The 13,191-nt window shown below is 55.2% G+C and carries 15 protein-coding genes; all 15 read left to right on the plus strand.

The window, feature by feature from the left end; genetic code table 11:
- Nucleotides 1-114: 114 nt before the first annotated feature.
- A complete protein-coding gene (locus FJ147_04285) occupies nucleotides 115-867 on the plus strand; it encodes a hypothetical protein (protein ID MBM4255098.1) in 753 nt (250 codons plus the stop codon).
- Nucleotides 864-1,544: a cytochrome c oxidase subunit 3 family protein gene (locus FJ147_04290; GenBank protein MBM4255099.1), complete on the plus strand. Its 681-nt coding sequence runs from the start codon at nucleotides 864-866 to the stop codon at nucleotides 1,542-1,544. The genes FJ147_04285 and FJ147_04290 overlap by 4 nt, the downstream gene beginning before the upstream one ends.
- Nucleotides 1,541-1,834, plus strand: coding sequence for a hypothetical protein (locus FJ147_04295; protein MBM4255100.1), 294 nt, complete (start codon nucleotides 1,541-1,543; stop codon nucleotides 1,832-1,834). The genes FJ147_04290 and FJ147_04295 overlap by 4 nt, the downstream gene beginning before the upstream one ends.
- A 281-nt stretch (nucleotides 1,835-2,115) precedes the next feature.
- Nucleotides 2,116-2,370 (plus strand): glutaredoxin 3, encoded by a 255-nt coding sequence (gene grxC / locus FJ147_04300; protein MBM4255101.1) that lies wholly within the window; start codon nucleotides 2,116-2,118, stop codon nucleotides 2,368-2,370.
- A 415-nt stretch (nucleotides 2,371-2,785) separates the two neighbouring features.
- Nucleotides 2,786-3,031, plus strand: coding sequence for an aminotransferase class III-fold pyridoxal phosphate-dependent enzyme (locus FJ147_04305; protein ID MBM4255102.1), 246 nt, complete (start codon nucleotides 2,786-2,788; stop codon nucleotides 3,029-3,031).
- A 3-nt stretch (nucleotides 3,032-3,034) separates the two neighbouring features.
- The gene (locus FJ147_04310; GenBank protein MBM4255103.1) at nucleotides 3,035-5,245 is read left to right on the plus strand and encodes an aminotransferase class III-fold pyridoxal phosphate-dependent enzyme; all 2,211 of its coding nucleotides are present in this window, start codon (nucleotides 3,035-3,037) and stop codon (nucleotides 5,243-5,245) included.
- Entirely contained in the window at nucleotides 5,242-5,586 is a 345-nt protein-coding gene (locus FJ147_04315; protein ID MBM4255104.1) for a hypothetical protein, read from the plus strand. The genes FJ147_04310 and FJ147_04315 overlap by 4 nt, the downstream gene beginning before the upstream one ends.
- Entirely contained in the window at nucleotides 5,574-6,992 is a 1,419-nt protein-coding gene (locus FJ147_04320; GenBank protein MBM4255105.1) for an APC family permease, read from the plus strand. Before FJ147_04315 ends, FJ147_04320 begins: the two co-directional genes overlap by 13 nt.
- Entirely contained in the window at nucleotides 6,989-7,846 is an 858-nt protein-coding gene (locus FJ147_04325; GenBank protein MBM4255106.1) for a hypothetical protein, read from the plus strand. Before FJ147_04320 ends, FJ147_04325 begins: the two co-directional genes overlap by 4 nt.
- 1 nt (nucleotide 7,847) lies before the next feature.
- Nucleotides 7,848-8,303, plus strand: a complete 456-nt coding sequence (locus FJ147_04330; GenBank protein ID MBM4255107.1) for a hypothetical protein — start codon at nucleotides 7,848-7,850, stop codon at nucleotides 8,301-8,303.
- Nucleotides 8,300-9,301, plus strand: a complete 1,002-nt coding sequence (locus FJ147_04335; protein MBM4255108.1) for a DUF2156 domain-containing protein — start codon at nucleotides 8,300-8,302, stop codon at nucleotides 9,299-9,301. Before FJ147_04330 ends, FJ147_04335 begins: the two co-directional genes overlap by 4 nt.
- A 9-nt stretch (nucleotides 9,302-9,310) precedes the next feature.
- The gene (locus tag FJ147_04340; GenBank protein ID MBM4255109.1) at nucleotides 9,311-10,222 is read left to right on the plus strand and encodes a diacylglycerol kinase family lipid kinase; all 912 of its coding nucleotides are present in this window, start codon (nucleotides 9,311-9,313) and stop codon (nucleotides 10,220-10,222) included.
- Nucleotides 10,223-11,431: an FAD-dependent monooxygenase gene (locus FJ147_04345; protein ID MBM4255110.1), complete on the plus strand. Its 1,209-nt coding sequence runs from the start codon at nucleotides 10,223-10,225 to the stop codon at nucleotides 11,429-11,431. It abuts the gene before it with no gap.
- Nucleotides 11,428-12,606: a hypothetical protein gene (locus FJ147_04350; GenBank protein MBM4255111.1), complete on the plus strand. Its 1,179-nt coding sequence runs from the start codon at nucleotides 11,428-11,430 to the stop codon at nucleotides 12,604-12,606. Before FJ147_04345 ends, FJ147_04350 begins: the two co-directional genes overlap by 4 nt.
- On the plus strand, nucleotides 12,603-13,191 hold a 589-nt coding region (locus tag FJ147_04355; GenBank protein MBM4255112.1), incomplete at its 3' end, for an FAD-dependent oxidoreductase. The genes FJ147_04350 and FJ147_04355, both read left to right, overlap by 4 nt.

Here is a 13,191-nt window from a genome sequence, read left to right on the forward strand (position 1 = left end):
TTGAACCCGGTGCCGATCAGGCACAGATGTAGCGATAGAAACGCCTCCCCGGAAGTTGACTTCACTGCTTATTACAGTTAGAAGCGAGCCAAAAAGCAGGAGGCTTGGTTTATCATGCTGCAGCGAGAAGATGCACTGACCAGACGAATTCAACTTCTCTGTGCGCTTTGTGGTCCAACGATGATCGTCGTCGCTTTCATCGGCTGGTTCCTCTCCGGTGTCCTTCCACTGCCGCTCGGTGCGCACAACATGCCGGAGGAGGTCGTCGCCTTTTACCGCGATCACTCTATGGCTGTGCGTGCTGGCCTCGTCATCGCCGGCCTCGGCCTCGGTGGTATTTTTCCGCTTGTGGCCGTGATCGCCGTACAGATGATGCGGATGGAGGGCCGCTATCCGATCCTCACCTTCCTCCAGCTTGTGACCGGCGCTGCAACTGGCGTGATGCTCCTCATCCCTATGCTGCTGATGACGCTCGCTGGCTTCCGTCCTGATCGTACACCAGAACTCACTGTTACGTTGAACGACGCAGCGTGGCTCCTTTTCATTACACCGATCATGCCCTTCATCATCCAGAACGTCGCGATAGGAGTGGCCGTGCTCAACGATCGCAACGGGATCTTCCCTCGCTGGTGCGGCTACCTGAACCTCCTTGTCGGCTTCTCCTTCCTGCCCGACGTGCTTCCCTTCTTCTTCTTCTCGGGTCCATTCGCCTGGGATGGAATTTTCGTCTTCTGGCTCGCGCTCTCGACCTACACGATCTGGGCCATCACGATGGGCATCCTCTCGCGGCGCGCGATCCTTGCCGATCCGAACCTCGTTACCGTGCCGCTCGCAGGCTCGTCGACAACGAAGAGGGCGGCAGCGTGACCCACGGGCGCGCGCCGGAGCGTGTTCCCTCGCATCCCGACTTTCTCTGGATCTCCGACGAGCCAGGAAGGCCCGTCACAACAAGAGACAACGGAGAGCCACTACGCCCGGCGCTGGCGGGCGTGATTCCCGGCGAAGTCGGACTCTGGGTGTTCGTTCTCGCAGACATGTCGCTCTTTGCACTCTTCTTCCTCGTCTTCATGTGGGAAGGGAGGAAAGCGCCAGAGCTTTACGCGGCCGGAACGAAGGCGCTCGTCCAGCCGTACGGCTTTGCGAACACGCTCGTGCTTCTCTTGAGTTCTTGGCTGGTCGTCCTCGCCCTCGATGCTCACCGGCGCGAGAAACACGCGCTCGTGGTGCGCGAACTCGTCGGTGCCCTCGTCTGTGCGGCCGTGTTCGTCACGGTGAAAGCGTTCGAGTACTCGCACGAGGTCCACAGCGGATACGTGCCTTCAACCGACATTTTCTTCACCTGCTACTTCGTGCTCACTGGCATTCATCTCGCGCACGTCGTCATCGGCAGTGGACTCCTTATCGGCTGGATCACGAAGGCACGTGCCCGCCGCTCTTGGGAACCCTCTCGCCGCTATGTCGAGGGGACCGCCGTCTATTGGCACATGGTCGACCTGCTCTGGGTCGTAATCTTTACACTTGTCTACTTGGTGCACGTCCCATGAGCACACCGGTCGAATCGCATGGAGGAATGATTCCTCGCCGCGCGACGATCGTCTGGCTCGGGCTCGTCGTCGCGACCGTAGTCACATTCTGGCTCGGCAGTCGTCATCCATTTGCTGAGATGAGCGCCAGTCTTGCCGCTTCGATTGCAATCACAATTGGTATCAGCAAGGCCGTCTTCATCGGGTTAGAGTTCATGGCACTCCGCCACGCACCCCCTGGGCTCCGCTACGCGTTTCTTGCCTGGTGCGCTGCCGTGGGCGTTGGGTCACTGCTACTCCATGTGTTGTGAGTGCGGGGATGAGAACGTCGCATTGGAGAGACTGTCCCTGCGACCTGCGGTGAGCACAACGCTTCTGTGGTGCTGTGACTGATCGATCATGACAAGGGAATAGGGAGGTGTCCCTCGGTGAGTGCCGAAGTGGACGAATCTTCTATGGTTTCTTGTGGCACCGCAAGGACCTTTTGACAATGGACTCCCCCCTGTCTAGACGTTACCATTACCTCTTGAGTCAACGTTCAGCATCACGTACAAAAAGAGCGACCGAACGATCCGAGGAGGATACCGAGAGAATGAAGACTGTCACTATGTACACGACCACCTATTGAGGGTTCTGTGTATCAGCAAAGGCTTTGCTGAAAAGTAAGAATATTCCATTTGAAGAAATTGATGTCACCAACGATCCAGCGTTACGCCAAGACATTATGAAACGCTCTGGACAGCGAACGGTACCGCAGATTTTCATTGGCGATGAGTCAATCGGTGGCTTCACCGAACTCAAAGCATTGTCTGACAAAGGCGGATTAGCAGCAAAACTGGCGGACTGAAGAATACAACGAAGTAAGCATAGAGGAGATAGAAGGCAGAATGGGGGAACATTTCTCTTTAAGCAAATCTTTATGATTCCTGTCTTCTATCTCTTACGTTCTATTTCTTGTTTTACATTTTCCATTTCTCGCCGCGTTCCCTACCAAATATCTCACTAAGAGTTGTCTCTCCTGACCATATGTGATAAATAAAGCCTGCCCAAATGGTGGAGGTACAGTTAGTGTACCTATCAAGCGGAAGAGGAGGGGCAGTAATGGGGATTCCTGGGCATACTCTCGTGCTCGCAGTTTCTCGCAAGCTGCTGATTTCTATGAGCCTTAGCAGTACGCCTACGGCTCATAGCCAGCGTGATCCTCGTCGACATAGTTCGTCGGCGGCGTAATCCAGCCAGAGGAAAGCATTTCTGGAGAGGCTATGGATCACGCGCTCAATCCAACATTGCAGCGATTGCTTGCCTTGTGCCGCTTCGATCGCCGCTGGGTTCGCGGTGAAGGGGTATGGCTCTTCGATGCGCAAGGGCGTCGCTTCCTTGATTGCTATGCGCAGTATGGTGCGGTCGCGCTTGGCCATAATGCACCGTGTGTTACTGCGGCAGTCCGTGCAGCACTCGATAATGCTGAACCTGCAATGGTCCAGCCATACCGTGCGCTATATGCATAAGCTTTGGCAACAGAATTAGTCAAACTGGCTCCAGGAAATCTTTCTCACTGCGTGTTTACAACGTCGGGTGCAGAAGCCGTAGAAGCAGCCATTAAACTTGTCCGTTCCCGTAGCGGTCGTCCGCTCATTCTCTCCGCGCAGGGCTCCTTCCACGGTAAAACCCTCGGTGCACTCGCGGTGACCGGGCAACCGCAATATGCTGACGGCTTCGGTCCGTTGCCATCTGGGGTTGAACATATTCCGTTTGGTGACGCTGAGGTCCTGGCACTACGACTGGAACAGGACGGGCAACACATCGCCGCAGTGTTTCTCGAACCGATCCAAGGGGAACGTGGCGTTTATTTCCCTCCGCCAGGTTATCTCGCGCAGGTACGGGAACTATGTACACACTATGAAGTCGCGCTTGTCCTTGATGAGATTCAAACTGGTCTGGGACGTACAGGAAAGCTGTTTGCTTACGAACACTCAGGAATCACGCCGGATGTGTTGCTTGTAGCCAAAGCACTCGGTGGCGGTCTGTTTCCGCTTGGTGCCTGTCTCTCCACTGCCGCATGGTGGGATGAACGGTTTGCGTTGCGTCATTCTTCAACCTTTGCCAACAACAACGTAGCCAGTCGCGTCGGTCTGGCGATTCTTGAAAAAGTTGCTACTGGACCCCTGTGCCGGGAGGTTGCCCGTAAAGGCGATCGACTTTTGTCACGGTTGGTCCACCTTGCCGCTCGTTACCCGCGTGTGATCGCGGCTGTACGTGGACAGGGACTGTTGTGCGCGCTGGAGCTTCGTCCTCCAGGGAACACGCATGGCGCATTTCTTTCGTTTATCGAACATCACGGCCTGTATGCGTATGCTGTGGCCGCCACGATTGCCGAAAACACGTCGGTGTTGGTATTACCGACGCTTGGCGAAACGAGTGTGCTGCGCATTGCCCCGCCACTTGTCATTAGCAACGCAGAACTCGCGTATGCTCTCGACGGGCTCGAAACTGTATGTGCGCAACTCGACCACGATGCGACTGGAACGATCGTCCGGGCCCTTGGCGCACTCGATGCCTGTATGCCCACGTCCGAGACTCAGGTCCCCGTAGTATCAGCGCCAGTAGCTCTACCACCGCGACGGTCACAGATCACCGGTATCAACTACGCCTTCCTTGTTCACTATACGTCGCTTGATGATGTACTCGCTACTGACCCGGCTTTGCAACAATTCGATCTCACCCAAGTCCGCCGCTTCTGCGCATACACTGCGAATTTTCCGCCTGGGGTCATCTTACGTGCACCAACCATTCACTCACACACGGGAGCAGTTGCTGAAGGGGTGATCATCGCTCTTCCTCTGCTCCCTGAAGATATGGCCCGCTACGGTCGGCGCCACGTCAGTAACGCCATTCGTCAGGCGGTCGATCTCGCCGCAAGCCTGGGAGCCACAATTGTGGGGCTTGGCGGGTACACTACACCGTATAGTCAACGCGGTTTGTCGGTCATCGGTCATGGCCCGGCAATTACTACAGGGAATGCCCTCACCGCCGGTATGGCGTTCGCAGCAACGCAGCGACTCGCAGCCCAGTACGCACTCTCCTTGGATGATACACAGGTAGCAGTGGTCGGCGCCCGCGGTTCTGTGGGCACCTTACTTACCCGGCTCCTCGCACGTGAACGTCCGTGGCGCATGGTCTTGGTTGGGAATCCCACGACTGGCAGCACTCATCTGCACCGCTTACGCGAAGAACTGGCCTGGGGACCGGGCACGATTGAGGTCACGACCAACCTCAAACGCCTCACCAATTGCGATATTGTCATCTCTGCCAGTGGCTCGCTTCATCCCATCCTTGACGACGCTCCAATTACACCAGGAACAATCATTTGTGATGTCGCACGCCCGTATGATACCTCCCCACGGCTACGTGCACGGACTGATATCGCTGTTATTGATGGAGGGTTAGTCGCCCTTCCTGATCCTCACTGTCGGTTTGGTGTCGGGAATCTGCAAGGTCTTCCGGATGGTGTTCAACTTGCCTGCTTGTCGGAAACGATTCTTCTCGCCTTAGAAAGAGACACTCGCAATCATAGCATCGGCAATGATGTCTCACTCAGTGAAGTTGACTACCTGATGGCCTTGGCCGAGCGACATGGATTTTCCTTAGCGCCGTTGTCTATCACTCGGAATCCCGTTCTCCATCAAAGCGAAGAAGTACAACTCTATAGTGAGATCCTATGAATCATCTCCTTTCGGCTGCGACCCACTTTATTGACGTGTACCATGCAAACCAGCGGTTAGTTGCCCAGCAGCGCGGCTGGACACTCGCGATTGGTCTTGTCGCCGTCGATAGCGGCGCAACAGTCGTGGTGCAGGTGAAGGATGGCCACGTCATCCAACTGTGCGAAGAGAACCTTGTTGCGGACATGGCGATTACCGCCGAGCAGAATACGTTGTGTGACATTCTAGAACTACGTCGGAGCCCAAATGAGCCGTACATGTTTGGTGAACTGACCGTGCGTGGCGCTGAAGCTGATTTTCTACGGCTTGACTACATTGCTACAACCTTATGTCCACTTTAACACCCACTCGGATCAGACCGACGACCAGTACGATGGTTGCGACCAGTTGTGGCACTGCCATTGCCTCTGTGTGTACCATCGGTCTGTTTCAAATTGAACAATTGCTTGGTGGTGTATGGTCGGTAGCCGCAATCTCTGTCGCAGGATTGGGCTGTTCCATTTTGGCTCGTGTCTTTGCACGGTTGGCCGAGGTAGTCCCGAGTGGCGCTGGCCTCTTGGCTTATTTCTCTCGTGGGTACAGCCGCCCAGTGGCAATAACCCTCACGACTCCATACTTTCTTCTTACCCTATTTCTCGCGGGTGCCGAGGCCACGATTGTCGGTTTTCTTGGCACCTCTCTCGTACCACTGTCACCCTGGTTGATTGCCTTTCTTTTCTTGCTCCTTACGTGGGTCTGCTGCCGGGCGGGGTTACGCATTAGCTATCGCGTGCAGGCGATCGCAACCTGGACACTGGTCGGAGCACTGGCAACTTTTGCACTCATAGCGCTGTTCGATACTGCCGCGCACGGACAACTCACATTGCGATTGTCCTCACCAACTCCTTCAATTGCTCACTTTATTGCAGCCGTCGGGCAGGCGTTGTTCCTTTTCATGGGATTTGAGTTGATCACCGGACAAGTCGAAAGCGGTAACTCCGCGCAAGCAGTCGGCTGTGCATTACGATGGAGCGTTGCTGTTCTCACTGGGGTCTATGTGTTGCTGGCGCTTGGGTTCGCCTGCCTCGCGCCATCTACACTCACAATCGACCGGTGGTTCCTGCCCCAATTGGCTATTGCCCAACAGGTTGGCGGATCGGTGGCGACGCTGACGATTATTCTTTTATCTTTTCTCGCCTCGTTTACTTCTCTGAACGGGGCACTCCTGGCGCTCTCACGCTTCACCTGCGCACTGGCCTCTCAAGGAGTGCTTCCCCGCCACTTTGCCCAGATTGAACCACGGACTCTGGTCCCGGTTCATGCGCTTACGGTCTTGTTAGTTATCGTACTGTTTGCCACCGCCCTGGTCCTTTTCGGGCAGGCCTTGCGGCCAGCGATACTTGCAGCAGCGGTCTCTGCTGCGCTCGTCTATGCGAGTGCCGTGTGGGTCTATGATCGCCCACCTTTTGCCATCCCCCAACGCTCAACGACAAGACAGTTCTTCTATCGAGCTCTTGCGAGTGGTTTTGTCATTCTTGGCGTTGGTGTGCTCGTTGATGCTAGATCAACGTTACTGCAGACGCTCATGCTCTTAGCCTTCGTATTCATGGCCGCGGCAATCGCCGCCTACCGGACGGTTTACAAAATCGCTCGGCGTCAGCCGCTTGTTCCTCAGCCGCAAGGTGTCAGCATGTCAGCTATGGTTGACGCCCTACGAACGTCGAGTTCATCACCACGAGTTCTCAATGACGATAGGAGTTCTCAATGACGATTGATTATTCGATCAGTCGTTGGGTCGACGCCGTCGCGACCCGACAGTGGCCTCGGGAACAAGCGAGTTTTCTCGCGTGCGGTGAAGCGGTCCCTGAGGTGATTCTTAGCTCCCGACCGTTGGCTGAGGTTCATCGTCTCGACCTCGCCTTGTTCGTCGTGTTTGAAGAAGCCGCGTTGCGTGTGTCAGGGGCACTGACTCGCCTGGCCCCAACAGTGGAGGCAATGAGCTTTTCCGCCCAGCAAACCCTAGATGAAGCTCGACACCACGAGCTTTTTCGTCGTCGCCTCGAATTGACCAGCCAAGCTTTAGGTTTGGACGGTGCCACTGCGACAGACGCGATCCTCATTCCACCACTCAGGCAGTTCATTGACCGTTGTTACGAAGTGGCTGACAGTGGCCTCTTTGTCGAAGCCCTGACCTTAATGAATCTCATTCTCGAAGGCATGGCCTATCCACTCTATTCGTATGAAGAGCGCTACTGGCAACCGCTTGATCCTTTTCTCGCCCAGCTCATTCGTAGCGCTTTCATCGACGAAACCCGCCACGTCGCCTTCGGCACCGCTATAGTGCAGAGACTGTTACACGATGTGCCTGAACATCGAAATCGCGTCATCACTTTGTGTCGGGAAGCACGGATGGTGATGAATGAAATATTCCGCTACTACATACGGAAATTTGTTGGCTTGTTCGATGCCGTGGCACGCCGTCACGGTGAACACTTTGCCGATATCGAGATCGCTCCTGGACAATTGATCGTCGACACTCCGTATCAAGAACAGGTTTCCATCATTCACTCACATATTGACACAGAGCATACGCGCCTACTCGGGCGTGCAGGATTGGCATAATATGGACAACTCACATCGTTTTCATACTGACGAAACTTGGTTGTGGGTCCGCGCTGAGCATCTTGTGCTCAGCATTATTCTCTCCATCCTGACCCTCCAACATCGAGCAGACGTGGCTTGGGATCGATTTGTCGTTGCGTTCGTACTGATCGATCTCGTAGGCTACATTCCCGGTGCCATTGCTTATCGTCGAGCTAACGGAGGCGTCATCGCCCCGCTCTATCACCATCTGTACAACGTGACGCATAGCTACCTCACTGCTGGTATCGTCTGTGGCATGTGGACACTGCTCGCTGGTGCGCCAGAATGGGCGATGCTGGCGATTCCTATCCATTTGTCTGGAGACCGTGGGCTCTTTGGTAACACCTATAAACCAACGTCACTCCCATTCGAGCCATTCACTATTACGCAGACGATCACCAATCCAGCCGCGCTGGTCCATAAGGATGCCAAATGAGTGCAGTGCAACAACTCAAGTTCGTACCACTGCGCCCTCTAGCGCGAGAAGAGGCTATCGATCACCCTTCTGGTTATCTCGCCCTCTCGTCCCAGAATCAGCGCTTCATGCTCGATAGCACTCCTGGTTTTATCGCCTATCGAGTCCAGGGCAAACATTTTATTGCCCTAGGTGGTGTCCATGCCCCGCTTAGCAGCCGTGCGATACTGCTCGATGGCTTTCTTGCCGAAGCTGACAGACAAGGCTGTGGCGTTGTGGTTGTACAAGTAGGTCAATCGCAGCTTGAGCTCTTTCATTCACGCGGTTTCACGGTGAATCAATTTGGTACAACCTACGGGCTTGATCTACGTCACTTCTCGTTAGCGGGAACAAAGCGTGTCAAGCTTCGTCACAAGATCAAACAAGCACAAACGGCGGACTTACAAGTCTTAGAGGTTGGTCGGTCGTTCCCTGCTAATGCAACGACCTTTGCCCAGTTGCATCAAATTAGCAACGCATGGCTTCGCGCCAAAGGAAAAAAGGAACTGGATTTCATGATCGGTGAACTTGGCACCCCACAAGAAACCGAACGGCGCATCTTTGTCGTCACCGACGCGCACTACCACTTCCAGGGTTTCATCACCTATGTTCCGGTCTGGGGTGAGCACCCAGGATACCTGCACGACCTTACGCGCCGCCTTCCCGATGCTCCCACTGGCACGATGGAGCTGTGCAACGCTCATGCGATTGAGCGATTTGTCGCCGAGGGCGTACGATATCTACACTTCGGGTTTACTCCGTTCATCACCGATGGAGTGAAAGAGCCACACGGAAGTCGTCTTGTCACTACGCTTGTCCACCTGCTCGGCACCTATGGAAGTGCGGTCTATCCAGCGCAGCGCCAAGTCCAATACAAACTGAAATGGGGGCCAGACTTCGTTGAACGGGAATTTCTTGCTTGCCGTCCACTTTCTCTTCGCGCCATCATTGACCTCCTCATTCTGACGCGCTCAGTGTAGGCAGCCGTTATGATCAAAACAAAACGTATCCGACTGATTGTGAATCCGAGCGCTCGCTCCGGTCGCGGCCAGCGCACCCTAAACCGTCAAGAGCTGGATTCTTTTTGCACTCCGGGAGTCCGAGTTGAGTGGATCGAAAGCCGCTGCGCCGCACATCTGCAACACTTAGTGCACGCAGCGCAAAGTGACACACTTGACGCCATCGGCCTCGCCGGTGGAGACGGAACTGTCATGTTGGCGCTCAGTGCTCTCACCGGACCGAATCGCGTCCCGCTCGCCATCTTGCCAATTGGTTCAGGAAACGATTTTGCCAAAGATATCGGCGTACCACGCTCAGTCTCTGAAGCATTCCGCACGCTTCTCAACGGCACCCCACGCTGGGTTGATGTCGCGCGTGCTACGCCAGCTGGGGACCGTTATTGCTGCGTTGCCTCAGTCGGTCTTGATGAATGTGCATTGCAGCTCATTCATCACTCGTGGCTTCCTCGCTCAAAAGTGCTGAACGTTTATGCCGCCGTGCGTGCACTCCTCACGTACCAGCCACAACCTGTGCGGATCGCCTGGGACGGTGGACAATTTGCAGGGCCGGTCATGTTTGCTGCGGTCACTAATACGCGCAGTTACGGTGGCGGATTCAAGGTCAGCCCAGAGGCTCAGGTTGATGACGGGCAATTGAATCTTTGTATCGTCCGAAACACTCCCAAACTGCGCCTTCTTCACCAGTTTCCGCGCATCCTCAAGGGAACGCACGGAATGATGCCTGAGGTTACTCTCGCTTCAAGCCCATGGGTCCGACTAGAGAGCCTTAACAGTGCACTACCAGTGTCCCTCGATGGAGAACTGCCACAGACAACAACGCCGATTGAATTACGGTGTGAACCGCGAGCCGTGCAGGTTTTGGTACCAAGGAGTGTAGTGTAGGTGAGTAATAAGGACGGCACATTCGATGTGATTGTGGTCGGTGCTGGTGTCGGTGGCGCAGCGTTTGCTTTAGCTCTTGCGCACGCCTATTCCGTGCGTGTCCTGGTACTCGAACGTCATCCAGGTCCTGGGAATATCAACCGCGGAGACAGCCTGTTACCAACCGTTACTGCCCATCTCTCAGCATGGGGTGCGTTGGAACGCTGCTATACCGCTGGTGCACAACGACTGACACGTATGCAAGTGTTCCATCGTCACGCCGGTCTGTTGCTCGATGCACCACTCACGCAACCCGAGAGTCAATATCCCTATCTGGTCCTTCCCCATCCAGAAATCGAACGTACCCTGGCAGATACTGCACTGGCCACTGGGCACGTCTTCATCCGCTATCGCTGTCACGTTACACAGCTCAACGAAGACCAAGGGCGTATCACTGGCCTCACATTCGTTGATGAAGCTGGACACACTCAACAGGTTTACGCCAGGTTGGTGGTTGGGGCAGACGGCTCTTCGTCAGCGGTGCGGAACGCACTTGGCATTCCGCTAGTGCGCGTCCCTTATAACCATAGCTTCTTTGTCGTTGATGTCGGACGTCCATCTCACTACGAAGATGCGTTGCGGGTCGAACTGCATCCAGCCGGCGGCATTCTCATTGTCCCTGGTGTGGGTGGCGTAGCTCTGGCGGCATTGATCCGTCGCGAAGATGAAGCGCAATTTCGTTCGTGGTCCCTGGAGCAACGCATCGCGGCCATTGCCCAGCGATCGAGCTTGTTAGCAGGAGTGCAGGCGTTTCCCAAAAGTGCACATCTGTATCAACTGGCCCGTGCACATGCACCACGGTATACCGCACGCGGTGCAGTACTCCTCGGCGATGCAGTGCACTTGACGAATCCAACAGCCGGACAAGGGATGACAATGGCAATTGGCGATGCGGCAGCTCTTGCTCGCCACGTCGGACCAGCGCTAGTAACCGAAGGCCGCTCAACCGCGATCGATGCGGCACTCACAGCCTACGAGGCTGAACGACGCCCGGTGAATGTAGGATTAATACGCTGGTCGCACTGGCTGAGCCGTATCTACGCGTTGGGCGGTCCAGTCAGTGATGCTCTTCATCGCTATGTGTTTGCCTTTGGTGGCTCACCGCTGGGGCGTTACCTGCATCACACTATCTGGACCCGTGTCGCGATGGAGAAAGGATGGGCCTTATGACAACAAACCATCCCCAAACCTCATCACAGGATGCTCGCCGGCGTGGGCGTGACGTTTTTCTCCGGTTCTCGTCAGTCCCGCGAAAGCGGGAATCTAGGTCCCCCGAGGGTCAGTGGGTCATCTCTCGTCGCGATGATCTGTTGTGGTTTCAAGGATCGGCGTTGGTTGGACTCGCGCTGTTAGTCTGTTTCAGCCAGACTCCCGCATTGACGAATGCGACCTACAATGCCACACACCCAGCAGTGTTACTCTTATTGTTGTGGGGCATTGTCTTCGATGGCACCCACGTGTGGGCGACATACACACGCAGTTATCTAGCCCCGGACCAACCCTCACGGAGTGCACTACCAGGCGTATGGTCATGGGGAGTTGTGTTTGTCGGTCCGCTCCTTGCTTTGCTTGATTATTGGCTCTGCGCTCCCTCCCCCTCACAGCTTGCTCAAGCTGGATTGTTGTTTCGGGCATTTCTTGTGGTTGCTTACCTCTGGGCATATTGGCATCTGGTGCGGCAGCACTATGGCTTTCTCATGCTGTATCGTCGGAGCGCCGGAGAAACCAGTCGAGCCGGTGCGCGTCTCGATGCCTTCGTCTTGTGGGCAGGGTGTTTGTATCCCTATCTGCGTTTCTCTCTGAGTAATGCCTACAGTCAGAGCGGCTTGCTACCAACTGTCCCTTCTGCGTTGCATGCTTCTGCTCGCTTCGGACTCGATGTCGCCGTTGTGTTGACCCTGACCGTACTCTTAGGATTGATCGTGACCGAACGCTGGGAACGCCTGCAACTCGGACCCAAACATCTGTTTCTTACCATCGTTATCGCATTTCATCTCCTAGTCTTCTCTATATTAGAGAATCTCCTTACTCTGACTGCGACACTGACGATTTTTCACAACCTGCAGTATCATCGTATCGTCTGGCAGTACGAGCATGGCCTCGGACGTATCCCGATGGGAAACCTCGCAACGTATCTTTTCGTGGGAGTCCTCTTTGGCGTCGCCTGGTATGGCCCACGCTTTGGCGGCGTTGCGGTCGCACAGTCGGACTTAACTCGCAACATTCTTCTTGGCTTGGGGTGGGGTTTCGCTTTTCACCACTATGTGGTCGACGGCATGATCTGGCATGTACGCCGCTCACCGGCGGTGGTGGCCGCACTTGCAGCAAGGCAGGTGCACGCATGACTCCTTCGCTCCCTATCTGGTTTGAGGCGCAACCATCACCATATCCTCGTTTTCCCGGCGGCAGACAGCGAGTTGACGTCGCTGTAATTGGTGGAGGTTTTGCAGGGCTCTCAGCAGCATATCACGTGCTGCGACGACAACCTGGGGTACGAGTCGTTGTTCTTGAAGCTGAGCGGCTAGGAGCTGGAGCATCTGGACGCACCACTGGCATGCTCAGCCCAGGTGTAGGGCAGAACCTGGCGGCCGTAGTTCGCCGATTCGGTCTTGCACCAGCACAAGCGTTGTATCGAGCGACTTTGCAAGCAATTGAGGATGTCAACGTACTGATTGCTACTGAAGGCATTAACTGCCAGTTAGAAATGAATGGGCAGATCATCGTCGCACGATCTCAGGCTGGACGGGCGCGTATCTCCGCTACGGCGGCACTTCTCCAGCACCTCGCGCTACCAGGAGAACTCTTAGAGAGTGTTTTGAAAAAGGGATTGGTAAGCTTGAGGGATGAATACACTGCCGCGAGTTTATCCAACGGACCTGACCATGACCGAATGGACACAATTGAAGAGCTTCTTTCCCCCGGCCTCTCGC

Source organism: Deltaproteobacteria bacterium, from assembly GCA_016874775.1.
In the GTDB taxonomy this organism is placed as follows: Bacteria; Desulfobacterota; Binatia; order Bin18; family Bin18; genus VGTJ01.

What these genes read in the sequence shown, in the direction of transcription:
- FJ147_04285 (MBM4255098.1), top strand. Translation starts at nt 115, where the DNA reads ATGCTGCAGCGAGAAGATGCACTGACCAGACGAATTCAACTTCTCTGT.
- FJ147_04295 (MBM4255100.1), top strand. Translation starts at nt 1,541, where the DNA reads ATGAGCACACCGGTCGAATCGCATGGAGGAATGATTCCTCGCCGCGCG.
- FJ147_04305 (MBM4255102.1), top strand. Translation starts at nt 2,786, where the DNA reads ATGGATCACGCGCTCAATCCAACATTGCAGCGATTGCTTGCCTTGTGC.
- FJ147_04315 (MBM4255104.1), top strand. Translation starts at nt 5,242, where the DNA reads ATGAATCATCTCCTTTCGGCTGCGACCCACTTTATTGACGTGTACCAT.
- FJ147_04320 (MBM4255105.1), top strand. Translation starts at nt 5,574, where the DNA reads ATGTCCACTTTAACACCCACTCGGATCAGACCGACGACCAGTACGATG.
- FJ147_04325 (MBM4255106.1), top strand. Translation starts at nt 6,989, where the DNA reads ATGACGATTGATTATTCGATCAGTCGTTGGGTCGACGCCGTCGCGACC.
- FJ147_04330 (MBM4255107.1), top strand. Translation starts at nt 7,848, where the DNA reads ATGGACAACTCACATCGTTTTCATACTGACGAAACTTGGTTGTGGGTC.
- FJ147_04335 (MBM4255108.1), top strand. Translation starts at nt 8,300, where the DNA reads ATGAGTGCAGTGCAACAACTCAAGTTCGTACCACTGCGCCCTCTAGCG.
- FJ147_04340 (MBM4255109.1), top strand. Translation starts at nt 9,311, where the DNA reads ATGATCAAAACAAAACGTATCCGACTGATTGTGAATCCGAGCGCTCGC.
- FJ147_04350 (MBM4255111.1), top strand. Translation starts at nt 11,428, where the DNA reads ATGACAACAAACCATCCCCAAACCTCATCACAGGATGCTCGCCGGCGT.